23 protein-coding genes and 1 pseudogene are annotated in these 23,681 nt (G+C 39.6%); all 24 read left to right on the top strand.

The features are described from left to right. The first annotated feature begins 11 nt into the window (after positions 1–11). The 24 genes and pseudogenes from LJY09_RS20590 (at position 12) to rpsO (ending at position 23,591) form a co-directional block, all read left to right on the top strand. Positions 12–440 (top strand): chemotaxis protein CheW, encoded by a 429-nt coding sequence (locus LJY09_RS20590; protein ID WP_014458457.1) that lies wholly within the window; start codon positions 12–14, stop codon positions 438–440. Between the two features lie 50 nt (positions 441–490). Then, on the top strand, positions 491–985 hold the full coding sequence (locus LJY09_RS20585) for a chemotaxis protein CheD (protein ID WP_323134965.1): 495 nt from the start codon (positions 491–493) through the stop codon (positions 983–985). Between the two features lie 56 nt (positions 986–1,041). Continuing rightward, the gene (locus tag LJY09_RS20580) at positions 1,042–1,803 is read left to right on the top strand and encodes a FliA/WhiG family RNA polymerase sigma factor (RefSeq protein WP_025750299.1); all 762 of its coding nucleotides are present in this window, start codon (positions 1,042–1,044) and stop codon (positions 1,801–1,803) included. A 15-nt stretch (positions 1,804–1,818) separates the two neighbouring features. Next, positions 1,819–2,346 carry a hypothetical protein gene (locus LJY09_RS20575; protein WP_033579793.1) on the top strand — a complete coding sequence of 176 codons (528 nt, stop codon included), beginning with the start codon at positions 1,819–1,821 and terminating at the stop codon, positions 2,344–2,346. A 158-nt stretch (positions 2,347–2,504) separates the two neighbouring features. Beyond that, on the top strand, positions 2,505–3,224 hold the full coding sequence (gene rpsB, locus LJY09_RS20570; protein WP_013058850.1) for a 30S ribosomal protein S2: 720 nt from the start codon (positions 2,505–2,507) through the stop codon (positions 3,222–3,224). Positions 3,225–3,331: 107 nt separating this feature from the next. Further along, positions 3,332–4,213 carry a translation elongation factor Ts gene (gene tsf, locus LJY09_RS20565; RefSeq protein ID WP_013058849.1) on the top strand — a complete coding sequence of 294 codons (882 nt, stop codon included), beginning with the start codon at positions 3,332–3,334 and terminating at the stop codon, positions 4,211–4,213. Positions 4,214–4,289: 76 nt separating this feature from the next. Continuing rightward, positions 4,290–5,012, top strand: coding sequence for a UMP kinase (gene pyrH / locus LJY09_RS20560; RefSeq protein ID WP_028411409.1), 723 nt, complete (start codon positions 4,290–4,292; stop codon positions 5,010–5,012). Positions 5,013–5,014: 2 nt separating this feature from the next. Continuing rightward, the gene (gene frr, locus LJY09_RS20555) at positions 5,015–5,572 is read left to right on the top strand and encodes a ribosome recycling factor (protein ID WP_013058847.1); all 558 of its coding nucleotides are present in this window, start codon (positions 5,015–5,017) and stop codon (positions 5,570–5,572) included. Positions 5,573–5,706: 134 nt separating this feature from the next. Next, positions 5,707–6,489, top strand: coding sequence for an undecaprenyl pyrophosphate synthase (locus LJY09_RS20550; protein ID WP_028411408.1), 783 nt, complete (start codon positions 5,707–5,709; stop codon positions 6,487–6,489). Positions 6,490–6,507: 18 nt separating this feature from the next. Continuing rightward, a complete protein-coding gene (locus LJY09_RS20545; protein WP_028411407.1) occupies positions 6,508–7,299 on the top strand; it encodes a phosphatidate cytidylyltransferase in 792 nt (263 codons plus the stop codon). A 35-nt stretch (positions 7,300–7,334) separates the two neighbouring features. Then, positions 7,335–8,483 carry a 1-deoxy-D-xylulose-5-phosphate reductoisomerase gene (gene dxr / locus LJY09_RS20540; RefSeq protein WP_028411406.1) on the top strand — a complete coding sequence of 383 codons (1,149 nt, stop codon included), beginning with the start codon at positions 7,335–7,337 and terminating at the stop codon, positions 8,481–8,483. A gap of 78 nt (positions 8,484–8,561) precedes the next feature. After that, positions 8,562–9,821 carry an RIP metalloprotease RseP gene (gene rseP / locus LJY09_RS20535; RefSeq protein ID WP_028411405.1) on the top strand — a complete coding sequence of 420 codons (1,260 nt, stop codon included), beginning with the start codon at positions 8,562–8,564 and terminating at the stop codon, positions 9,819–9,821. Between the two features lie 104 nt (positions 9,822–9,925). Further along, positions 9,926–11,623, top strand: a complete 1,698-nt coding sequence (locus LJY09_RS20530; RefSeq protein ID WP_028411404.1) for a proline--tRNA ligase — start codon at positions 9,926–9,928, stop codon at positions 11,621–11,623. A gap of 118 nt (positions 11,624–11,741) precedes the next feature. Further along, on the top strand, positions 11,742–16,052 hold the full coding sequence (locus tag LJY09_RS20525) for a PolC-type DNA polymerase III (protein WP_028411403.1): 4,311 nt from the start codon (positions 11,742–11,744) through the stop codon (positions 16,050–16,052). A 364-nt stretch (positions 16,053–16,416) separates the two neighbouring features. Next, positions 16,417–16,887: a ribosome maturation factor RimP gene (gene rimP / locus LJY09_RS20520; protein ID WP_028411402.1), complete on the top strand. Its 471-nt coding sequence runs from the start codon at positions 16,417–16,419 to the stop codon at positions 16,885–16,887. A gap of 37 nt (positions 16,888–16,924) precedes the next feature. Next, positions 16,925–18,037: a transcription termination factor NusA gene (gene nusA / locus LJY09_RS20515; protein WP_028411401.1), complete on the top strand. Its 1,113-nt coding sequence runs from the start codon at positions 16,925–16,927 to the stop codon at positions 18,035–18,037. 13 nt (positions 18,038–18,050) lie between these two features. Next, positions 18,051–18,332 carry an RNase P modulator RnpM gene (gene rnpM, locus LJY09_RS20510; protein WP_013058838.1) on the top strand — a complete coding sequence of 94 codons (282 nt, stop codon included), beginning with the start codon at positions 18,051–18,053 and terminating at the stop codon, positions 18,330–18,332. Then, positions 18,332–18,631, top strand: a complete 300-nt coding sequence (locus LJY09_RS20505; RefSeq protein ID WP_028411400.1) for a YlxQ family RNA-binding protein — start codon at positions 18,332–18,334, stop codon at positions 18,629–18,631. Before rnpM ends, LJY09_RS20505 begins: the two co-directional genes overlap by 1 nt. 22 nt (positions 18,632–18,653) lie before the next feature. After that, positions 18,654–20,522 (top strand): annotated as a pseudogene (infB, locus tag LJY09_RS20500) (translation initiation factor IF-2); the annotation flags it as partial. Beyond that, positions 20,519–20,797, top strand: a complete 279-nt coding sequence (locus LJY09_RS20495; protein WP_013058835.1) for a DUF503 domain-containing protein — start codon at positions 20,519–20,521, stop codon at positions 20,795–20,797. The pseudogene infB and the gene LJY09_RS20495, both read left to right, overlap by 4 nt. Before the next feature lie 14 nt (positions 20,798–20,811). After that, positions 20,812–21,177: a 30S ribosome-binding factor RbfA gene (gene rbfA, locus LJY09_RS20490; RefSeq protein WP_013058834.1), complete on the top strand. Its 366-nt coding sequence runs from the start codon at positions 20,812–20,814 to the stop codon at positions 21,175–21,177. A gap of 92 nt (positions 21,178–21,269) precedes the next feature. After that, positions 21,270–22,187, top strand: coding sequence for a tRNA pseudouridine(55) synthase TruB (gene truB / locus LJY09_RS20485; protein ID WP_028411398.1), 918 nt, complete (start codon positions 21,270–21,272; stop codon positions 22,185–22,187). Positions 22,188–22,215: 28 nt separating this feature from the next. Further along, on the top strand, positions 22,216–23,172 hold the full coding sequence (gene ribF / locus LJY09_RS20480) for a bifunctional riboflavin kinase/FAD synthetase (protein ID WP_099331251.1): 957 nt from the start codon (positions 22,216–22,218) through the stop codon (positions 23,170–23,172). Positions 23,173–23,321: 149 nt separating this feature from the next. Beyond that, on the top strand, positions 23,322–23,591 hold the full coding sequence (gene rpsO, locus LJY09_RS20475; protein WP_013058831.1) for a 30S ribosomal protein S15: 270 nt from the start codon (positions 23,322–23,324) through the stop codon (positions 23,589–23,591). The last annotated feature ends 90 nt before the right edge of the window (positions 23,592–23,681 follow it).

Here is a 23,681-nt window from a genome sequence, read left to right as displayed (position 1 = left end):
GGGAGAAAGGCATGAAAATTATTGTGTTTCAATTGGGGGACGAGGAGTACGGAATTTCAGTAGAAGAAGTGCAATCGATTGAAAAGATTCAGCACATAACACGCGTTCCTGGAGTAAAAGAATATGTAAAAGGTGTTATTAATCTTCGCGGTGTTATTACACCGATTATTGATTTGCGCACTCGTTTTAACTTACAAGAACAGCTTAACCATGAGCTGACACGTATTATTATGGTTCGTCTTAATGATGTAGAAGCAGGTTTGATTGTGGATGCGGCAAATGATGTAGTAGACATTGATGAAAAAACGATTGCTTCAGTGCCTGAAACAGTTGAAGGAACAGCTGTAGAATACTTGAACGGAGTTGTTAAAGTAGATAGCCGTTTAATTGTTCTTCTAAATTTACCTAAAGTGCTCTCTTTAGAAGACCACCTCCAGTGAGCCAAGCGAATAATGGATATCACGCTGAAGTTTGTAGGAGTTGAAGAATCGTGAGAGATGATAAACAAGTGATTAAGGTAGGAATTGCCGAGATGAATGTTACACATGCACCCGCAGTGCTTCGAACAGCGGGATTAGGGTCATGTGTAGGAGTTGTCGTTTACGACTCTGTTCACTCAGTAGCTGGGCTCGCTCATGTAATGCTTCCCGATTCAAGCGGGGCTAAATGTCCTTTTAATAGAGCTAAATATGCAGATACAGCCATTTTTGATTTGATAAATATGTTGATTAAACAAGGTGCACATAGAAGATTATTAAAAGCAAAAATAGCAGGGGGCGCACAGATGTTTCAATTTGAACCAAGAAATGATGTGATGCGAATTGGCCTTCGAAATGTTCAAGCAGTGGAGAGAGAACTGCATAGAAACAGTGTAGAAATTGCAGCAAAAGCTACAGGAGGACACAGCGGACGCACAATTGAATTTGATCCTCAAACGGCTATTTTAAAGGTTCGTACGATTAATGAAGGGATAAAAACGATATAAAGCGCGCTCTGACCGTTGACCGTTTAATAGCGCTATAAAAAGGAGTTGAAAGACCCTTGAAAAGTATACAAGAAGTTGAAGAACATAAAATTTGGCAGGAATGGATAGAGACGAGAGACTCCCATGCGGGAAACATGCTTGTTAAAAAGTATATGCCGCTTGTTAACTATCACGTTCAGCGGATTAGTGTAGGGCTGCCGAAGAATATCCATAAAGAAGAGCTTCGTAGTTTAGGATTAATCGGCCTTTACGATGCTTTGGAAAAGTTTGATTACGGTAGAGACTTAAAGTTTGATACATATGCGTCTTTTCGAATTCGAGGGGCGATAATAGACGGGCTTCGTAAAGAAGATTGGTTATCAAGAAGCGCAAGGGAAAAGACGAAAAGAATTGAGCAAGCAACAGAAGCACTTGAACAAAGATACTTGCGCAGAGTTGCACCAAGTGAGGTTGCAAAAGAAGTAGGCATGACAGAAGCAGATGTTGTTCATACAATGAATGAAGGCTTCTTAGCTAACGTTTTGTCAATGGAAGAACAGCCAAAAGAGTATGAAGATGGAGAGCAAAAATACACGATTAAAGATGAAAAAACGCTCTCTCCTGAAGAGGAGCTAATTAACGACGAACGATATCAAGAGCTCGCTGAAGTTATCGAGCAGCTAAATGAAAAAGAGCAGCTTGTTGTTTCATTATTTTATAAAGAGGAGTTGACTTTCACAGAGATCGCGCAGCTGTTAGGGCTATCCACTTCACGCATTTCTCAAATTCATTCGAAAGCGCTGTTTAAAATGCGTACGAGTTTAAGCAAAATAATTTAACAAAGAGGTAAAGTGATGGGGTTTTTACTCACAGTTAGTTTTTTAATTCATGGTCTATCACTGTTTTGCATTATTCTTTTATATATGCAAGTGACCAAAGTGAAAAGGATTGAACGCTTGCACCAGCAAAATATAAATAAAATGGAAGCTGCAATGAGTTCATATCTCGCTGAATTTCAGGAACAAAACGAGCAGTTTTTACGGCAGCTTCGTGAGCGTTCAACTTCGCTTTCTTCCGAAATGGAAGAAAGCAGCGCCAAATCACCTTTGGTAGATGAAGAAGACGTGCCTGTTCAAAGGGTGGATCTAAAAAGTGAGCCTTCCCAGTCGCTGCATGAACTTCTCTCTATAGAAGAAAATCAGAAACATATAAGCACATCTTTTGATGAATTAACTACAGACCAAATTCAAGATTTGTCAGGTGAAGAGATAAAAGAATTTTCCGTTTATTTAAAGGGAAAAGGTTTAACAATTGAAGAAATTGCAAAACATTTACACAGAGGGAAAACTGAAATTGAATTATTATTGAAATTTCATCAATAAACTTAATGAAACGCTTGCTTGTGAAAAAGGAGTATGCTATATTAGTTTTTGGTGTTATTACACACGCTTGTTGATTCGGTTGATGGTGCTACTTTTTGTAGTTTCGGCTGAAGATGATATAAGCGGAGGAGACTTAAAACCATTAGGAGGAAAAACACATGTCAGTAATTTCAATGAAACAATTACTAGAAGCTGGTGTACATTTCGGTCACCAAACTCGCCGTTGGAACCCAAAAATGAAGAAATATATCTTCACTGAGCGTAACGGCATCTACATTATCGATCTTCAAAAAACAGTTAAGAAAGTAGAAGAAGCGTACAAATTCGTTAAAGAATTAGCTGCAGACGGCGGTACTGTTTTATTCGTAGGTACGAAAAAACAAGCTCAAGATTCTGTTAAAGAAGAAGCAGCTCGCGCTGGTATGTACTTTGTTAACCAACGTTGGTTAGGTGGTACATTAACTAACTTCTCAACTATCCAAAAACGTATCAAACGTTTAAAAGATATCGAAAAAATGCAAGAAGACGGTACTTTCGAAGTACTACCTAAGAAAGAAGTAGTTCAACTTAAAAAAGAGTTAGAGCGTCTTGAAAAATTCTTAGGCGGCATTAAAGATATGAAACAACTTCCAGATGCATTATTCATCATTGACCCTCGTAAAGAGCGTATTGCAGTAGCGGAAGCTAAAAAATTACACATTCCAATCGTTGGTATCGTAGACACTAACTGTGATCCAGACGAAATTGATTATGTAATCCCTGCAAACGATGATGCAATTCGTGCTGTTAAACTTTTAACTTCTAAAGTTGCTGATGCTATTCTAGAAGCTAAACAAGGTGAAGAAACAGCAGTTGAAACTGAAACAACTACTGCTTAATTCCGTGAAAGGTGATAAGAGGGAATAGCCTTTTATCACCTTTTTTTGAAAAGATTTAACCCATTTATATACATTAATTACATACCCAAACAAGGAGGCTACACATTATGGCAATTACTGCTCAAATGGTAAAAGAACTACGTGAAAAAACAGGCGCTGGTATGATGGATTGTAAAAAAGCGTTAACTGAAACTAACGGTGATATGGAGCAAGCAATCGATTTCTTACGTGAAAAAGGTATTGCAAAAGCTGCTAAAAAATCAGACCGTATTGCTGCTGAAGGTCTAACTTACATCGAAACTCAAGGTAACGAAGCTGTTATCTTAGAAGTTAACTCTGAAACTGATTTCGTTGCGAAAAACGAAGGTTTCCAAAAACTAACAAAAGAATTAGCTGCTCACATCTTAGCTAACAAACCAGCTGACGCTGCTGAAGCTGCTACTCAAAAAATGGAAAACGGTGCAACTGTTGAAGAACACATCAACTCTGCAATCGCTACAATCGGAGAAAAATTATCTCTACGTCGTTTCGCTGTAGCAACAAAAACTGATGCTGATGCATTCGGTGCTTACCTACATGCTGGCGGACGTATCGGTGTGTTAACAGTATTATCTGGTACAACTGAAGAAGCTGTTGCAAAAGACGTTGCTATGCACATCGCTGCAATCAACCCTAAATACATCTCTCGTGACCAAGTTTCTGCTGAAGAAACTGAGCGTGAGCGCGAAGTATTGACTCAACAAGCATTAAACGAAGGCAAACCAGAAAAAATCGTTGCAAAAATGGTTGAAGGTCGCCTTGGCAAATTCTTCGAAGATATTTGCTTACTAGATCAAACATTTGTTAAAAATCCTGATCAAAAAGTACGTCAGTTCGTTGAGAGCAAAGGCGCTACTGTTGAAAGCTTCGTTCGTTTTGAAGTAGGAGAAGGTATTGAGAAACGTCAAGACAACTTCGCTGAAGAAGTAATGAACCAAGTTAAAAAGTAAGGGTTTGACCGTATAGGGAACACTGTGTGTTCCCTTTTTTACAAAAGAGATCTCACCGTTAACGATGGAGGTAAGCATGAGTCAAGCAAAATATAATCGTATCGTATTAAAGTTAAGTGGAGAAGCATTAGCTGGTGAAGATGGTTTTGGTATTAACCCATCCATCATCAAATCTGTTGCTGAACAAGTAAAAGCCGTTTATGAATTAGGTGTGGAAATTGCTGTAGTCGTTGGTGGTGGAAACATTTGGCGTGGTAAAATTGGTAGTGAAATGGGTATGGATCGTGCAGCTGCTGATTATATGGGAATGCTAGCAACAGTAATGAACTCGCTGGCTCTTCAAGATAGCTTAGAGAACATTGGTGTGCAAACACGAGTTCAGACTTCTATCGAGATGAGACAAGTAGCAGAGCCTTATATTAGAAGAAAAGCTGTTCGACATCTTGAGAAAAAACGCGTTGTTATTTTCGCTGCGGGTACAGGAAACCCTTATTTCTCTACAGATACAACAGCAGCTTTGCGTGCAGCTGAAATCGAAGCTGACGTTATCTTAATGGCTAAAAACAACGTAGATGGCGTTTATAATGCAGATCCTAAGCTTGTACCTGATGCTGTAAAATATGAAACATTAACATATATTGATGTTTTAAAAGATGGACTAGCTGTTATGGATTCTACAGCTTCTTCATTATGTATGGACAACGATATTCCGCTAATTGTTTTCTCAATTACGGAAGAAGGCAATATTAAACGTGCCGTTACAGGCGAAAACATTGGAACAATTGTAAAGGGGAAATAAACATGCCAAAACAAGTGTTGCAAAACGCAAAAGAAAGAATGGAAAAAGCAATTCAATCATTTAGCCGCGAACTAGCATCAATTCGCGCTGGACGTGCAAGCGCGTCACTTCTTGACCGCGTAACGGTAGAATACTACGGTGCACCAACACCGATTAACCAATTGGCGCAAGTAAGCGTACCGGAAGCTCGTATGCTTGTTATTCAGCCTTATGACAAATCACAAATTGGTGAAGTTGAAAAAGCTATTTTAAAATCTGATTTAGGATTAACACCTACAAGCGATGGAACTATTATCCGTTTATCGATTCCTGCTTTAACGGAAGAGCGTCGTCGTGAGTTAGTGAAAATGGTTAAAAAATATGCTGAAGAAGCAAAAGTTGCGGTTCGTAACGTACGCCGTGATGCAAACGATGATTTCAAAAAGTTAGAGAAAAAAGGTGAAATTACTGAAGACGATCTACGTGGCTACAGTGATGACATTCAAAAACTAACAGATGACCATATCGTAAAAGTGGATAAAGTGGCAAAAGATAAAGAAGAAGAAATTATGGCAGTTTAAGTCATTTCAAGGTAAAATATATTGTAAAAGACCCTCTATTGTTTACAGGGGGTTTTTTTGTTAATAATGTGTAGTAAGAAAAAACTCACATAAGCTACACGTTTATGTGAGAGCGTACAACGGGGGACCTTTGCATGTTAAGAAAATTTCAAGCATGGAAGAAAAGTCAAGATTTAAATACACTGTCTTTGTCAGAACGAAAAGATCAAGTGAAACAGCACCCTGTTCCTGAACATATTGCAATTATTATGGATGGGAACGGTCGTTGGGCGCAAAAACGAGCTCTTCCTCGCATGATGGGCCATCATGAAGGAATGAAAGTAGTACGTCATGTGACCAGACTGGCCAATGAATTAGGTGTTAAAGTATTAACTTTATATGCATTTTCCACTGAAAATTGGAAGCGCCCCAAAACTGAAGTTGAGTTTTTAATGAAACTGCCAGAGGAATTTTTAACAACCTTTTTGCCTGAGCTAATTGAAAAAAATGTGCAAGTTCGTATTATGGGAGATAAAAGTGAGCTCCCTGCCCATACGATTCGAGCCGTGGATAAGGCAATTGAAAAAACAAAGCATAACACGGGGATGATTTTAAACTTCGCGCTTAATTACGGTAGCCGTCACGAAATTGTGGGCGCTATTCGGTCATTGGCAGAAGATGTAGAACAGGGAAAAGTGGCTTCCTCTTCTATTTCAGAAAATTTATTTTCTTCCTATTTAATGAGCAAAAGCCTTCCAGATCCGGATTTGCTTATTCGCACAAGTGGTGAGCTTCGCTTAAGTAACTTTATGCTTTGGCAGCTAGCGTACACAGAGTTTTGGTTTACAAAAGTATTATGGCCAGATTTTAAAGAAAATCATTTAATCGAAGCAGTCGAGGCGTTTCAAAAGCGCGGTCGCCGCTTTGGTGGTGTATAAGAAGGTGTGGAAAACAAGATGAAACAGCGCATTATCACCGCGATTGTAGCACTTGCGGTATTTGTGCCGATTGTTTTAATTGGAGGGTTACCTTTTACCCTTATCATGTATGTGATCGGAACAGTTGGTGTAATTGAGCTTTTAAAGATGAAACATTTGAAAGCAATGTCTTTTCCAAGTATCATTAGTTTATTACTAACTTGGGTGTTTTTACTACCAAACGGAAGAGATGTTGCATTTCAATTCTTAAGTGAACATAAGATAGAAGTAGCGCTTGCTGCTGTCCTTCTTTTATTAATGTACACGGTTGTAGTTAAAAATAAATTTACCTTCGATGACGTTGGGTTTATTTTATTAACAACAGTATATGTTGGCTTTGGCTTTCATTATTTTATCGAGGTTCGTCAAGAGTTCGGGTTAGCTTATTTGTTCTTTGCTTTCCTTATTATTTGGGCGACGGATTCCGGAGCTTATTTTATTGGACGAGCAATGGGGAAACGAAAGCTATGGCCGGAAATCAGTCCCAATAAAACAATTGAAGGTTTTGTTGGTGGCGTCGTATGCGCTATTATAGTAGCCGTTGTATTTAAGCTGTTAGCAAATATTGATCAAACTATGATCGAGCTACTTGTAATTGGTATTATCGTATCGTTATTTGGACAGATGGGTGATCTTGTACAATCAGCGTTCAAACGTCACTATGGCGTAAAAGATTCAGGGAAAATTTTACCGGGTCATGGTGGGATTTTAGACCGTTTTGACAGTTTAATGTTCATCATGCCAATTTTAGCTTTTTTATTATCTCTATAAAAAAGATGTCTTTGTTTTAATAGGAGTGAATATACTTGAAGAAAATTTCCTTGTTAGGAGCTACAGGTTCAATCGGTACTCAAACCGTTGATATTGTTCGAGCGCATCCTGAGCATTTTGAGCTCTCAGCAATCTCTGTAGGTCGAAATATTAACGAAGCAAGAAAGATTATTCAGCAGTGTAAGCCAGCCCTTGTTTCTGTAATGAAGAAAGAAGATTGTCTGTCACTGCAAGCAGAATTCCCTTCTATTCGATTTGTTTATGGAGAAGAAGGACTTGTGGAAGTAGCAACTGATCCTTCTACAGAAGTGTTGGTAAACGCTGTTCTTGGAAGTGTAGGGTTGACTCCTACGCTAGAAGCAATCAAAATGAGAAAAACAATTGCTATTGCAAATAAGGAGACACTTGTTACCGCTGGTCACCTTGTCATGGAAGCAGCCAAGGAATATGGCGCTGATATTTTACCGGTAGACAGTGAGCATTCAGCTATTTTTCAAAGTTTGCAAGGGCAAGATCAAAAAGCAATAGACCGTTTAATTTTAACGGCTTCTGGAGGGAGCTTTCGAGATAAGACGAGAGCAGAACTACAGGGAGTAACGGTTGAAGATGCGTTAAATCATCCAAACTGGTCAATGGGAGCTAAAATTACAATTGATTCGGCAACGATGATGAATAAGGGACTAGAAGTGATTGAAGCACATTGGCTTTTTGATCTTCCCTATGAGAAAATTGATGTATTGTTACATAAGGAAAGCATCATTCATTCTATGGTAGAGTATTCTGATACAAGCGTTATTGCTCAGCTTGGAACGCCCGATATGCGCGTGCCAATTCAATACGCGTTAACGTATCCAAGACGCATGTCTTTGCCTGACACCAAGCGTTTAAGTTTGGCGGATATTGGTCAGCTTCACTTCGCTAAAATGGATGAAGAGCGTTTTCGCTGTTTAGCTTTTGCATTTGAGGCTGGCAAAGCGGGTGGAACACTTCCGACTGTTTTAAATGCAGCTAATGAAGAAGCTGTTCAAGCCTTTCTAGATGGTCACATTACATTTTTACAAATTGAAGATGTGATTGAAAAAGCAATGAATGAACATACTGTAATACAGAAACCTTGTTTATCTACTATTAAAGAAGTAGATTTAGAAGCAAGAGAGTTTGTTAGATCCGCCATCTCTCGATAATGTGCGTGCGAGAGAAGCCACTCCCTTATTTTTGGTGGGTGGAGGTTTGACTCTATTACATGAAGGGGGTAATACCCATTGAACACAGTCATTGCGTTTGTCGTCATTTTTGGAGCTCTTGTATTCTTTCATGAGCTTGGTCATTTAGTTTTTGCAAAGCGTGCAGGCATCTTATGCCGTGAGTTTGCCATTGGGTTTGGTCCCAAAATCTTTTCATTTAAACGAGATGAAACAGTTTATACCATTCGCTTACTGCCTCTAGGTGGATTTGTTCGAATGGCTGGAGAAGATCCGGAAATGATTGAAGTTAAGCCTGGTCAAATGGTGGGCCTCATGTTTGATAAGGAAGGCAAAGTAAATAAAGTCATTATTAATAACAAGGAACAGCATCCAAATGCAAAAGTTATTGAGGTAGAGCAAGCAGACTTAGAGCATAATCTATTTATTTCAGGTTATGAAGAAGGTGAAGATGAACATCTGCAAAAATTCGAGGTAGCAGAAGAATCTTACTTTGTTATGGACGGAGAAGACATTCAAATTGCACCTTACAGCCGTCAGTTTGCTTCCAAAACTCTTGGTCAGCGTGCGCTAGCCATTTTCGCTGGTCCACTAATGAACTTTATATTAGCCTTTGTTATTTTTATAGTTCTTGGGATTTCTCAAGGATATGTTGTTGACAAACCTGTGATGGGCAAATTAACATCAGATGGAGTAGCCGTTGATGCGGGACTTAAACAAGGAGATAAAGTTCAAGCAATTGATGGACAAAGTGTTTCAACGTGGGATGATGTCGTAAAAGTAATTCAAAAACATCCTGAACAGCAAATTACATTCACGGTTCAGCGCGGCGGCAAAACCCTAGATATTCCAATTACACCTGAAAGCCGCAAGGTTGGGGAACAGACAATTGGATTAATTGGCGTATATGCACCGGTTGAAAAGTCATTCATTGGTTCGATCACGCACGGAGCTACTGAAACATATACGTGGATGAAAGAAATCTTAACGGGCCTTGGGAAGCTTGTGACAGGACAGTTCAAACTGGATATGCTTTCTGGTCCTGTAGGTATTTACGCAGCAACCGATCAAGTAGCACAGTCAGGCATTTATTACCTAATGAAATGGGCAGCCGTTTTAAGTATTAACTTAGGGATTGTCAATTTGCTTCCACTTCCTGCTTTAGATGGAGGACGACTATTATTCTTCGCTGTAGAAGGAATTCGCGGTAAGCCAATTGATCGTCAAAAAGAAGGGATTGTTCATTTTATCGGTTTTGCTTTATTAATGCTGCTGATGCTCGTTGTAACGTGGAACGATATTCAAAAGTTCTTTTTATAAGACATACGCTCAGCGAGGGATATTCCCTCGCTGATTATATGAAAATTGCGGCATGGTCCGCCTTAAAAAATAAGATAGAGAAGTAAGCAAAGAGGTGCGAGGTTATGAGACAAAGTTCTACATTGATTCCTACATTAAGAGAAGTGCCAGCTGATGCGGATATAAAAAGCCATCAGCTTCTATTGCGCGCAGGTTATATGCGCCAAAATGCAAGCGGCGTGTACAGCTTTTTACCGCTTGGTAAGCGTGTATTGCAAAAAGTTGAACAAATTGTTCGTGAAGAGATGGACCGTGCAGGTTCTGTCGAATTATTGATGCCTGCTTTACAACAAGCTGAATTGTGGCAAGAGTCTGGCCGCTGGTATTCATATGGGCCTGAGTTAATGCGTATGAAAGATCGTCACGGCCGTGAATTTGCTTTGGGAGCGACACACGAAGAAGTTATCACAAGCTTGCTTCGTGACGAAGTGAAGTCATACAAACGTTTACCGCTAAATTTATATCAAATTCAAACGAAGTTCCGCGATGAAAAACGTCCACGCTTTGGCTTATTACGCGGTCGTGAATTTATTATGAAAGATGCATATTCGTTTCATGCTTCTCAAGAAAGTTTAGATGAAGTGTATGATAAAATGTTTGCTGCCTACAGCCGCATCTTTGAGCGCTGCGGATTAAATTTCCGTGCGGTTATCGCTGATTCAGGTGCAATGGGCGGAAAAGATACGCATGAATTTATGGTTCTTTCTGAAATCGGGGAAGACACAATTGCTTATTCAGATACATCTTCTTATGCAGCAAATGTTGAAATGGCACCGGTTGTAAATACGTATGAAAAATCAGATGAAGCTGAAAAAGAATTAACAAAAGTGGAAACACCAAATCAGCATAGCATTGAAGACGTAGCTGCTTTCTTAAATGTTGAAGCGACTTCTTGTATCAAGTCCCTTTTATTTAAAGTAGATGATCGTTTTGTGCTTGTACTTGTTCGCGGGGATCACGAAGTAAACGATATTAAAGTGAAAAACTATTTTGAAGCTTCCGTCGTTGAACTGGCAACTCCAGAAGAAACAAAAGAAGCATTAAAATGCGCAGTTGGTTCAGTAGGACCGATTGGTGTAAGTGATTCAGTAGAAGTGGTAGCTGATCATGCGGTAAAAGCAATCGTTAACGGTGTATGCGGAGCAAATGAAGAAGGTTATCACTATACAAATGTGAATGAACGTAACTTTAATGCAACTTACGAAGATTTCCGCTTCATCCAAGAAGGAGATCAGTCACCGGATGGACAAGGTGTTATTAAGTTCGCTAAAGGTATTGAAGTCGGACATGTCTTTAAGCTAGGAACTCGCTACAGTGAAGCGATGGGAGCAACGTATCTAGATGAGAACGGACGCAGCCAGCCAATGATTATGGGTTGCTATGGTATCGGTGTTTCTCGTACAGTAGCTGCGATTGCAGAACAATTCAATGATGAAAACGGTCTTCTATGGCCAGAGGCTGTTACGCCTTATCAAGTGCACGTTATTCCAGTTAACGTGAAAAATGATGAACAGCGTGAACTAGGTGAGAAATTATATAATGAGTTATTAGATAATCGCTTTGAAGTGCTGTTAGATGACCGCCAAGAGCGTGCAGGAGTAAAATTTGCAGATTCAGATCTAATTGGTCTTCCTGTTCGAGTAACAGTTGGTAAACGTGCATCTGAAGGAATTGTAGAAGTAAAAGTACGGAAAACTGGGGAGTCACTAGAAGTGTCAGTTGACAATCTTGTTTCAACAGTGAAAGAACTGCTAGCGAAGTAATGAAGCAGCGGGGATTTGTATCCCTGCTGTTTTTATGTTTATAAACAGAACATATGACAGAATAGAAGTCATTTATGTTAAAATAGATTGCACTCATTTATAAAAGGAGGCAGAAAACTTGGAAGCACAAACGCTAGGAAAAAAAGAGCGTTTTAAGTTGCTGCTGCAGCAGTTAGAGCTGACGAGTGATCAAATTGTTCCTTATTTTGAAAACGCAGCGATTGAAAAGCTCGTCATTCAGAAAGAACAAAAAAAATGGCATTTTCATTTTTCTTTAGAAGGGTTATTACCTTTTGAGATCTATGAGTTATTCCATGCTCGCATGTCTTCAGCTTTTTCTCATATTGCGAGTGTTTCTTTTTCTATTCAAACCGTTAATAAAGAATGTACGGAAGAGCATGTACAGTCATATTGGAAGCATTGTATTGGAGAAATGCAGGGAATATCCCCGCTTTTACAGTCGCTTTTACAAGATCAAATGCCGAGATTGAACGGTGCCAAATTGATTGTGAACGCACGACATGATGCAGAAGGAACGGCTTTACGTAAAAAGTACAGTCAGTTAATTGCTGATCAGTATGCGTCCTATGGCTTTCCGAACCTTCAGCTAATGACGGAAGTTGTACATTCAGAAGAAGCATTTCAGCAGTTTGTAGAGCAACGAAAACAAGAAGATACAGAAAAAGTATTACAAGCCATCACAGAAATGCAAAATAAAGAAAATGAAAAAAGTGATGGACCAGACCTACCAAAAGGTCCGCTTACAATTGGATATACGATTAAAGACGAGACGGTTCGCCTAGACTCCATTGTGGATGAAGAAAAGCGAATTGCCGTTGAAGGATACGTATTTGATGCAGAAACTAGAGAATTACGAAGCGGACGTACGCTTCTTATTTTTAAAGTGACAGATTATACAAACTCTATTATGGTTAAAATGTTTTCACGTGACAAAGAAGATATTCCTTTACTTCAAGCGATTAAAAAAGGAATGTGGGTAAAGGTTCGCGGAAGTGTACAAAATGATACATTTGTCCGTGATTTAGTTATGATTGGAAATGATGTCAACGAGATTACCGGTCCTGCTAGACAAGATACAGCGCCTGAAGATGAAAAGCGTGTGGAGCTTCACTTGCATACGCCAATGAGTCAAATGGATGCCGTTTCATCTGTTGGAGCTTTAGTCGGACAAGCTAAAAAATGGGGACATCCGGCTGTAGCGATAACTGATCATGCGGTTGCACAGTCGTTTCCTGAAGCATATGGAGCCGGGAAAAAGAACGGCATTAAAATACTGTACGGAGTGGAAGTTAATTTAGTAGACGACGGCGTGCCGATTGCCTATAATCCGAAGCATGTGGATTTGACAGAAGCAACTTACGTAGTATTTGACGTCGAAACAACCGGTTTGTCAGCCGTATACGATACCATTATTGAACTTGCTGCCGTGAAGATGAAAGAAGGAGAAATCATTGATCGATTTGAACGGTTTGCAAATCCTCATCATCCTCTGTCTGCAACAACAATTGAGCTGACGGGTATTACAGATGATATGGTCCAAAATGCGCCTGAAATCTCAGAAGTACTTCGTGATTTTCACGAGTGGATGGGTGACAGTATTTTAGTCGCTCATAATGCAAGCTTTGATATGGGATTTTTAAATATGGGACTGCAAAAAATCGGTTTAGAAAAAGCAGCTAACGGCGTTATTGATACGCTTGAACTCGGAAGATTTTTGTATCCGCATATGAAAAACCATCGTTTGAATACACTTGCTAAAAAGTTTGATATTGAACTTGTGCAGCATCACCGCGCGATTTATGATGCGGAAACAACTGGCTATTTGTTAAATAAAATGCTGAAAGATGCATTTGAACGGGAAATTACAATGCATGATCGCTTAAATGATTATATGGGAGAAGGGAATGCCTATCAGCGGGCCCGTCCTTATCATGCGACTCTTTTAGCACAAACCGACGTAGGATTAAAAAATCTATTTAAACTTGTTTCGATTTCTCATTTAAATTACTTTTATCGAGTTCCGCGAATTCCAAGATCTCAGCTTGACAAATATCGAGAAGGCATCTTGATTGGAACCGCATGTGACCGAGGCGAAGTATTCGAAGGCATGATGCAAAAAGGAATTGATGAAGTAGAAGGAGTAGCTGAATTTTATGATTACATCGAAGTACAGCCTCCTGACAACTACAAGCACTTAATTGAACTAGATTTAGTGCGAGATGAGAAAGCCTTAAAAGATATTATTAGCAATATTGTGAAGCTTGGTGAAAAGATTGGAAAGCCGGTTGTAGCAACAGGAAATGTTCACTATCTCAATCCGGAAGACAAAATTTACCGAAAAATTTTAATTGGTTCACAAGGCGGGGCTAATCCTTTAAACCGTCATCAGCTGCCGGATGTTCACTTTAGATCAACGGATGAGATGCTGAATTGTTTTTCATTTTTAGATGGGGACAAAGCGAAAGAAATTGTTGTTCATAATACGCAAAAAATAGCCGATATGATCGATGATATTAAACCAATTAAAGATGATTTATATACGCCGAAAATTGAAGGTGCGGACGAAGAAATGCGTGAAATGAGCTATGCGATGGCACGCAGCATCTACGGTGAAGAGCTGCCTGAAGTAGTAGAAGCTCGTCTAGAGAAAGAGTTGAAAAGTATTATCGGCCACGGGTTTGCCGTTATTTACTTGATCTCGCATAAACTCGTTAAAAAATCATTAAATGATGGTTACTTAGTTGGTTCACGTGGTTCCGTAGGGTCTTCATTTGTTGCGACGATGACGGAAATTACAGAAGTAAACCCACTGCCGCCGCATTATGTGTGTCCAAAATGTAAGAAATCCGAGTTTTTTAATGACGGTTCCGTAGGTTCTGGATTCGATCTGCCGGACAAAAGCTGCGACGATTGTGGCGTACCGTTTATTAAAGATGGACACGATATTCCGTTTGAAACGTTCTTAGGATTCAAGGGAGACAAGGTTCCCGATATCGATTTGAACTTCTCCGGAGAGTATCAGCCACGAGCTCATAACTATACAAAAGTACTGTTTGGAGAAGATAATGTATACCGTGCGGGAACAATCGGTACAGTTGCCGAAAAAACAGCTTATGGCTATGTAAAAGGCTATGCTGGTGACCGCGATTTACATTTACGAAACGCAGAAGTGGATCGTTTAGTAGCAGGATGTACGGGCGTAAAACGTACAACTGGTCAGCATCCAGGAGGAATTATTGTTGTACCGGACTATATGGATATTTTCGATTTTTCACCCATCCAGTTTCCAGCTGACGACCGTAATTCCGAATGGAGAACAACTCATTTTGACTTCCATTCGATTCATGATAATTTATTAAAACTTGATATACTCGGACACGATGATCCGACCGTGATTCGCATGCTTCAAGATTTAAGTGGAATTGATCCAAAAACAATTCCGACGGATGATCCTGAAGTGATGAAAATTTTTAGTGGAACGGAATCACTTGGCGTAACAGAAGAACAAATTATGTGTAAAACAGGAACGCTTGGCATACCTGAATTTGGAACGCGCTTTGTGCGTCAAATGTTAGAAGATACGAAGCCAACGACGTTTTCAGAACTTGTTCAAATCTCGGGACTGTCGCACGGGACGGACGTATGGCTTGGTAATGCGCAGGAGCTAATTCGCAATGATATTTGCAACTTAAGTGAAGTAATCGGCTGTCGTGATGACATCATGGTTTATCTAATTTATCAAGGTCTTGAACCTTCACTTGCTTTTAAAATTATGGAGTCTGTGCGTAAAGGGAAAGGGCTAACACCTGAATTTGAAGAAGAAATGATCAAAAATGGTGTTCCGGACTGGTATATTGATTCTTGTAAAAAGATTAAGTACATGTTCCCTAAAGCCCATGCGGCTGCTTATGTATTGATGGCCGTGCGTATTGCTTATTTCAAAGTGCACCACGCGCTTCTTTATTACGCAGCATACTTTACGGTTCGTGCAGATGACTTTGATATTGATACGATGATTAAAGGATCAACTGCCATTCGAGCGAAGATGGAAGAAATCAATGCCAAAGGTTTAGATGCATCTCCTAAAGAGAAAAACTTATTAACGGTGCTTGAGCTTTCTTTGGAAATGTGCGAACGAGGCTATTCATTTAAAAAAGTAGATTTATATGAATCGAGCGCAGACGAATTTTTAATTGACGGCACATCTTTAATTCCACCGTTTAATGCCATTCCTGGTCTTGGCACAAATGCAGCGCTGAACATTGTAAAAGCTCGTGAAACGGGAGAGTTTTTATCGAAAGAAGACTTGCAGCAGCGAGGCAAAGTATCGAAGACGATTTTAGAGTATCTAGACAACCATGGATGCCTTGAATCATTACCTGATCAGAACCAGCTTTCTCTTTTCTAACATTTGCATAAAATAAGCGGTTATGATATAGTAATTGTGGAAATGCTAAGGATACGGACGAGAAAGAGTGGGGAAACCCGCTCTTTCTTATTGATATGAACTTACTGTCATAGTAAGTAGTATGGAGAACGAATCGGCTTCTAGCATGATTCGTTTTTTCTGTAGATTTTCAATCACCATGATTGATTTATTATGTGACGTTTAAAATCCTGCAACACAAATGACAACATTTCCACTCTAGTAGGTTAGACCTCTTATAGAGTGCAAAATAAAAATAGCAAATAAACCACTCTTTTTTGATATAAGAGACATAAAAAACGCGTAACCTAAACATACCATGCAATGTCTCGAAGGGAGGATTAGAATGAGTAAAAATGTAAAACAAACAGTGGAAGAAATGGTTTCCCCTATCTTAGAGGAAATGAATTTAGAGCTTGTTGAAATTGAATACGTAAAAGAAGGAAAAGATTGGTTTTTACGTGTGTTTATCGACTCTGATACCGGCGTGGATATCGAAGACTGCGGAGCAGTAAGTGAAAAATTGAGTGAGAAAATGGATGCAGTAGATCCAATCCCTCATAACTATTTTTTAGAAGTATCATCGCCTGGTGCGGAACGCCCATTAAAAAAAGATAAAGATTTTGAACGTGCAATTGGTAAGCATGTATACATAAAAACATATGAACCAATTGAAGGTGCAAAAGAATTTGAAGGCGAATTACAATCATTTGACGGAGAAACTGTCACATTATCTATTCGTATCAAAACACGCACAAAAACGGTGATTTTACCATATGACAAAGTCGCTTTTGCTCGATTAGCGATTGTATTTTAATGTGTAGGGGCCAATATTAAAGGGGGATTATCCAACGATGAGCAGTGAGTTATTTGATGCCTTAGTCATTCTTGAAAAAGAGAAAGGCATTAGCAAAGATGTAATTATTGAAGCAATTGAAGCAGCGCTAATTTCTGCTTACAAACGCAACTTTAACCAAGCGCAAAACGTACGCGTTGATTTAAATTTAGAAAGAGGTTCAATGCGCGTGTTTGCTCGCAAAGATGTGGTTGATGAAGTATATGATCCACGTCTAGAAATTTCGGTTGAAGAAGCACAAACAATCAACCCTAACTTCCAGCTAGACGATGTGGTTGAAATCGAAGTAACGCCAAAAGACTTTGGACGCATCGCGGCTCAAACAGCAAAACAAGTTGTTACACAGCGTGTTCGTGAGGCGGAGCGCGGCGTTATCTACTCAGAGTTCAGCGATCGTGAAGAAGATATTATGACAGGTATTGTTCAGCGTCAAGATTCTCGCTTCATTTACGTGAGCCTTGGCAAAATTGAAGCATTGCTTCCTCAAAGCGAGCAAATGCCAAATGAGCAGTATAAACCTCATGATCGTATTAAAGTGTATATTACGAAAGTAGAAAAAACAACAAAAGGACCACAAATCTATGTTTCACGTACGCATCCAGGTCTTTTAAAACGTCTTTTCGAAAAAGAAGTTCCGGAAATCTATGACGGTACAGTTGAATTAAAATCAGTAGCTCGCGAAGCTGGAGACCGTTCAAAAATCTCTGTTCATTCTGAGTATGCTGAAGTAGATCCGGTCGGCTCTTGTGTTGGTCCAAAAGGTCAGCGCGTACAGGCTGTTGTGAATGAACTAAAAGGTGAAAAAATTGACATCGTTCGCTGGTCAAATGACCCAGTTGAATTTGTTGCCAATGCCCTAAGTCCATCTAAGGTAGTAGATGTGATTGTAGATGAAAATGAAAAAGCAACAACTGTTATCGTTCCTGACTATCAGCTGTCACTTGCAATTGGTAAGCGTGGACAAAATGCACGTCTAGCCGCTAAGCTGACAGGCTGGAAAATTGATATTAAAAGTCAATCAGAAGCTGAGCAAGAAGGTATGGTTGTAAAAAGCAGCGATGATATGCTAGTAAGTCAACATGCATTTGATTCAGATGAAGATATGGAATAAGAGGTGAGCCAAGGTGAACAATCGTAAAAAAGTCCCGATGCGAAAATGTGTGGCCACTGGAGAAATGAAGCCTAAAAAAGAGCTAGTACGCGTTGTACGTTCAAAAGAAGGCGACGTTTCAGTTGATGTAACGGGTAAAAAGTCCGGGCGCGGAGCTTATGTAAGCAAGGATAAAGAAGCAATTTTATTGGCAAAAAAGAAAAATGTGCTTTCGACACATTTAGGCGCGTCAATAGATGAAGCGGTTTATGAAGAGTTGCTAGCGCTTGTAGAAAAGGAGAAACAGTCACGCTAATGAATGAACAGTGGATCTCTTTTTTAGGGCTTGCAAACCGTGCACGCAAATTGATTTCTGGAGAAGAACTTGTGGTTAGAGAAGTTCGGAAACAAAAAGCAAAGTTAGTACTTTTAGCAAGCGATGCGTCTGAAAACACAAAGAAAAAAGTAACGGATAAATGTTCTTACTACAACGTTTCGGTTAGAATGGTTCCCGATCGCTACACGCTAGGTCAAGCGATTGGTAAAGATGCTCGAGTTGTGGTAGCCGTTATGGACGAGGGATTTGCTAAAAAGCTAGCAACGATGCTCGGTTAATTTTATGGGGGTGAAAGTATTGAATAAAAATACAAAATCAACAGCTAACAAAGGAAACAATAAAGGTAACAAAAAGCCACAGGCACAAAAGTCACAGGCACCAAAAGGTAGACCAGCTCCAGCAGCTGCAAAAGAGTTACCGGAAAAAGTAACGTTTGTCGGAAGCTTAACGGTTTCTGAGTTAGCAAAAGAATTAGGCAAAGAGCCTTCTGAAATTATTAAAAAATTATTTATGCTTGGTGTAATGGCAACAATTAACCAAGAGTTAGATAAAGATTCTATCGAACTAATTGCCGGAGAATACGGTGTAGAAGTTGAAGAAGAAGTAGTAGTAGATGACACTGCTTTTGAATCATTAGAAATTATTGACGACGAAAAAGACCTTCAAGTGCGTCCTCCAGTTGTTACAATCATGGGTCACGTTGACCACGGTAAAACGACGCTTCTTGACTCTATCCGTAACACAAAAGTAACGGCTGCAGAAGCAGGCGGTATCACGCAGCATATCGGTGCTTATCAAGTTGTGGTTGATGAAAAGAAAATTACATTCCTTGATACACCAGGGCATGCTGCATTTACAACAATGCGTGCTCGCGGTGCGCAAGTAACGGATATTACAATCCTTGTTGTTGCAGCAGACGATGGTGTAATGCCTCAAACAATTGAAGCGATTAACCATGCAAAAGCGGCAGAAGTGCCAATTATTGTTGCGGTTAACAAAATGGATAAAGAAGCAGCAAATCCAGATCGCGTTATGCAAGAACTAATGGAGCACGGCCTTGTAGCTGAAGAGTGGGGCGGAGAAACAATCTTCTGTAAGCTTTCAGCCATTTCAGGTGAAGGGATCGATCAATTACTTGAAATGATTTTACTTGTAAGTGAAGTAGAGGAGTTAAAAGCAAATCCTAACCGTCGTGCAGCAGGTACAGTTGTAGAAGCACAGCTAGATAAAGGCCGTGGGTCTGTAGCAACGCTTCTTGTTCAAACTGGTACACTACGCGTAGGTGATCCAATCGTAGTCGGAAATACGTTTGGCCGCGTTCGTGCAATGGTAAATGATATCGGCCGCCGTGTGAAGGAAGTAGGACCATCTACTCCGGTTGAGATTACTGGCTTAAACGAAGTTCCATTAGCTGGAGATCGTTTCTTAGTATTTGAAGATGAGAAAACAGCTCGTCAAATCGGAGAAGCTCGTGCTCAAAAGCAGCTTGAACAACAGCGCGGTGAAAAATCTCGCGTAAGCTTAGATGATTTATTTGAAAAAATTAAACAAGGTGAAATGAAAGACTTAAACCTTATCGTAAAAGCAGACGTACAAGGTTCTGTAGAAGCATTGGCTGCTGCTCTTCAAAAGATTGATGTAGAGGGTGTAAATGTTCGTATTATCCATACGGGTGTAGGCGCAATTACAGAATCTGATATCATTCTTGCAACTGCTTCTAACGCAATCGTTATCGGCTTTAACGTGCGTCCAGATGCTGGAGCAAAACGTACAGCTGACGTAGAAAACGTAGATATTCGTCTTCACCGCATTATTTATAAAGTAATTGAAGAAATTGAATCTGCGATGAAAGGAATGCTTGACCCTGAGTTTGCTGAAAAAATCATCGGTCAAGTGGAAGTACGTCAAACATTCAAAGTATCAAAAGTTGGTACAATCGCAGGAAGTTACGTAACAGACGGTAAAATTACGCGTAACAGTGGAATTCGTTTAATCCGTGACGGAATTGTTATCTTTGAAGGTGAAGTAGATGTGCTAAAACGCTTTAAAGACGATGCAAAAGAAGTCGCTCAAGGATATGAGTGTGGTATTACAATTAAAAACTTCAATGATATTAAAGAAGGAGATATTATTGAAGCATATGTAATGGAGCAAATTGATCCTAAATGATTGGACTAGTGGAGTGTGAATGCTTAATTTACGATGCTGCTTCTCTTAAAGAAAAACGTGCCGTGCTTCAGCGCATCTTGATGCGCTTGAAGCAGCGGTTTAACGTATCGGTTTCAGAAACTGATTTTCAAGATGTGTGGCAACGAACAAAAATTAGCATTGTCGCAGTCTCATCTAGCCGTGTCACAACGGAACAAGAACTGCAAAAAGCGCTAAGCTTGATTGATTCTTTTCCAGAGATTGAACGTACCATTACAACTTTTGATTGGTTATAAAAGGGGTGACACAGATGAACATAAGAGCAACTAGAGTCGGAGAACAAATGAAAAAAGAGATGGGCGAGATTTTAAATCGTAAAATCAAGGATCCGCGCATCGGTTTTGTGACTGTAACAGATGTTCAAGTATCAGGCGATTTACAGCAAGCGAAAGTTTATATCTCTGTTTTAGGAGATGCTGAACAGCGTGAGAATACGTTAAAAGGCCTTGCGAAAGCAAAGGGATTTATCCGCTCAGAAATCGGTCAGCGCATTCGCTTACGTAAAACACCTGAAATTACGTTTGAGTTTGATGAATCAATTGATTATGGTAATCGAATTGAATCATTGCTTCATGAAATAAAAAAAGAAAGCGATGACCATCAAGAGAACGAATAAGATCAGTGAATGTAGAAACAAAAAAGGGTGTCTCAAAAGTGGTTTTTGCTTCTGAGACACCCTTTTTTAAATGAAAAGGAGATGAAGAATGAGTGGACGGTGTTTTAGTTTTACATAAACCAGCTGGCCTGACTTCGCACGACTGTGTGTTTAAAGTCCGAAAGCTGCTTCGCACTAAAAAGGTAGGGCATACAGGCACATTAGACCCAGACGTTACAGGGGTATTGCCTATTTGTATCGGTAGAGCTACCAAGATTGTAGAATATCTAACAGGAGCTACTAAAACCTATGAAGGGGAAGTTACACTCGGGTTTTCTACAACAACAGAAGATTCTTCCGGAGAGGTTGTAGAAGAAAAGAAAGTAGCGGATTCTTTTTCACGTGCTCAAATCGAAGAAGTGCTGTCTTCGATGACAGGAGAACTTCAGCAAGTCCCTCCAATGTATTCAGCGGTAAAGGTCAAAGGTAAAAAACTATATGAATATGCAAGGCAAGGAATCGAAGTAGAGCGCCCAGTTAGAACCATTCATATCTATAACTTTGAACTGCTGGATGATCGCGCTACATTTGAGGGAGAACAAATTTCCTTCAAATTCCGCGTAACGTGCAGCAAAGGTACATATGTGCGAACGCTTGCTGTGATGATTGGAGAAGCTCTTGGCTATCCATCTCATATGTCGTATTTGCAGCGAACGGGTTCCGGGCAGTTTTCACTCAAAGATTGTGTGACATTTGAAGATATTGAACGGGCGGTAGAAGAAGAAACGATCAATGAGAAACTACATTCGATCGAAGAAGCTCTTAATCATTTGCCGAAACTTCAAATTAGTGATACATTAGCAGAGAAAGTGAAAAATGGCGCGGTATTGCCGTGTACGGAAGATGAAGAGTTAAAAAAAGAACCCTTCTTTTTAATGATAAATTCTGCAGGCAAGTGCTTAGCAATTTATGCTCAGCACCCAACAAAAAAACATTTAATGAAGCCGGTTAAAGTGTTGGCAATCGACTAGACCGGTTAGGGAAAAGGTGAACTGTGTTTTGGAAACGATTGAAATTCGACATCCACACCACTTTCAACGAGAAGCTGTTCAACAATCAGTGTTAGCGCTTGGTTATTTTGATGGTGTGCATTTAGGGCATCAGCAAGTGATAAATTCAGCAAAACAGTTAGCCGATGAAAAAGGCATAGCTAGTGCTGTGATGACGTTTACTCCTCACCCTTCTGTGGTGCTCGGGCGCAATGTGCAGCACATTGATATGATCACACCGCTTCAAGAAAAAAAGAAACTCATTGAGGAAATGGGAATTGACTTTTTATATATCGTTCATTTTGATAAACAGTTTGCAGCACTATTGCCTCAAGAGTTTGTTGATCAGTATATTATTGGACTGAATGTACAGCATGTGGTAGCTGGATTTGACTATACGTATGGAAAGTTAGGTAAAGGAACAATGGAAATACTACCATTTCATTCTCGATCAAAATTCACGCAAACAACAATTGATAAGTTAACAAATGGCGAAGAAAAAATTAGTTCAACGCTTATTCGCGAAAGTTTAGCAAATGGAGATATACATCGAGTAAAAGAGCTGCTTGGCCGCTATTATGAAGTGTCAGGTACAGTGACTCATGGAGAAAAGCGAGGCAGGCAAATAGGTTTTCCTACTGCTAACATCGCTTTAGACGATGAGTATTTACTTCCACGCATCGGCGTGTATGCTGTTGAGCTTCAGCTTCACGGTAAGTGGTATGCAGGAGTGTGCAACGTGGGCTACAAGCCGACTTTTCACGATAATTTAGAAAAGCCAACAATCGAAGTCCACTTATTATCATTTGACGAGCAAATCTACGATCAGCACGTAACGGTGAAATGGCACCGAATGATTCGCTCAGAAAAAAAGTTCAGCGGCATCGAAGAGCTTGTCGGTCAGATCTCAAAGGACAAGGAAGAAGCCCTTGCTTATTTTGAAGGAATTCAAAAAAACAAGAAATAAAAAAATATATATAAATAGCTGCTACGACTTGCTTTTTGTTCTAATAAGTAGTAACATAACACTTGTATGTAAAACAACCATTGCTTGGCATTACGATTCACCAACGTTTTGCTCGGTAACTGGGGTTTAATAATAAGGAGGTGAATAGGATGGCTATCACACAAGAGCGTAAAAATGAAATCATTAGTGAGTACAAAACTCATGCGAACGACACTGGTTCTCCAGAAGTTCAAATCGCTGTCCTAACAGAGCAAATTAACAATCTAAACGGTCACTTACGTACTCATAAAAAGGATCACCATTCACGTCGTGGTCTTTTAAAAATGGTAGGTCGACGTCGTAACTTACTTAACTACCTACGTAACAAAGACGTTACTCGTTATCGTGAGTTAATCAACAAACTTGGTTTACGTCGATAATAAGAAGAAAGCGGGAGCATTCCCGCTTTTTTAGTATGTACATTTAAGAAACATTAAAGATGCTACATAATGTGAAAAAAGCTATTGTTT

This window comes from Priestia sp. J2, assembly GCF_020790095.1.
Lineage (GTDB): Bacteria > Bacillota > Bacilli > Bacillales > Bacillaceae_H > Priestia > Priestia zanthoxyli.
Note: the sequence above shows the minus strand (reverse complement) of the source record. Positions and strands in the feature narration are given on the sequence as shown.

Excerpts from the sequence above, each read along its gene's own strand:
- LJY09_RS20590 (WP_014458457.1), top strand. The coding sequence starts at position 12 with ATGAAAATTATTGTGTTTCAATTGGGGGACGAGGAGTACGGAATTTCA.
- LJY09_RS20575 (WP_033579793.1), top strand. The coding sequence starts at position 1,819 with ATGGGGTTTTTACTCACAGTTAGTTTTTTAATTCATGGTCTATCACTG.
- rpsB (WP_013058850.1), top strand. The coding sequence starts at position 2,505 with ATGTCAGTAATTTCAATGAAACAATTACTAGAAGCTGGTGTACATTTC.
- tsf (WP_013058849.1), top strand. The coding sequence starts at position 3,332 with ATGGCAATTACTGCTCAAATGGTAAAAGAACTACGTGAAAAAACAGGC.
- pyrH (WP_028411409.1), top strand. The coding sequence starts at position 4,290 with ATGAGTCAAGCAAAATATAATCGTATCGTATTAAAGTTAAGTGGAGAA.
- frr (WP_013058847.1), top strand. The coding sequence starts at position 5,015 with ATGCCAAAACAAGTGTTGCAAAACGCAAAAGAAAGAATGGAAAAAGCA.
- LJY09_RS20550 (WP_028411408.1), top strand. The coding sequence starts at position 5,707 with ATGTTAAGAAAATTTCAAGCATGGAAGAAAAGTCAAGATTTAAATACA.
- LJY09_RS20545 (WP_028411407.1), top strand. The coding sequence starts at position 6,508 with ATGAAACAGCGCATTATCACCGCGATTGTAGCACTTGCGGTATTTGTG.
- LJY09_RS20530 (WP_028411404.1), top strand. The coding sequence starts at position 9,926 with ATGAGACAAAGTTCTACATTGATTCCTACATTAAGAGAAGTGCCAGCT.
- rimP (WP_028411402.1), top strand. The coding sequence starts at position 16,417 with ATGAGTAAAAATGTAAAACAAACAGTGGAAGAAATGGTTTCCCCTATC.
- nusA (WP_028411401.1), top strand. The coding sequence starts at position 16,925 with ATGAGCAGTGAGTTATTTGATGCCTTAGTCATTCTTGAAAAAGAGAAA.
- LJY09_RS20505 (WP_028411400.1), top strand. The coding sequence starts at position 18,332 with ATGAATGAACAGTGGATCTCTTTTTTAGGGCTTGCAAACCGTGCACGC.
- LJY09_RS20495 (WP_013058835.1), top strand. The coding sequence starts at position 20,519 with ATGATTGGACTAGTGGAGTGTGAATGCTTAATTTACGATGCTGCTTCT.
- rbfA (WP_013058834.1), top strand. The coding sequence starts at position 20,812 with ATGAACATAAGAGCAACTAGAGTCGGAGAACAAATGAAAAAAGAGATG.
- rpsO (WP_013058831.1), top strand. The coding sequence starts at position 23,322 with ATGGCTATCACACAAGAGCGTAAAAATGAAATCATTAGTGAGTACAAA.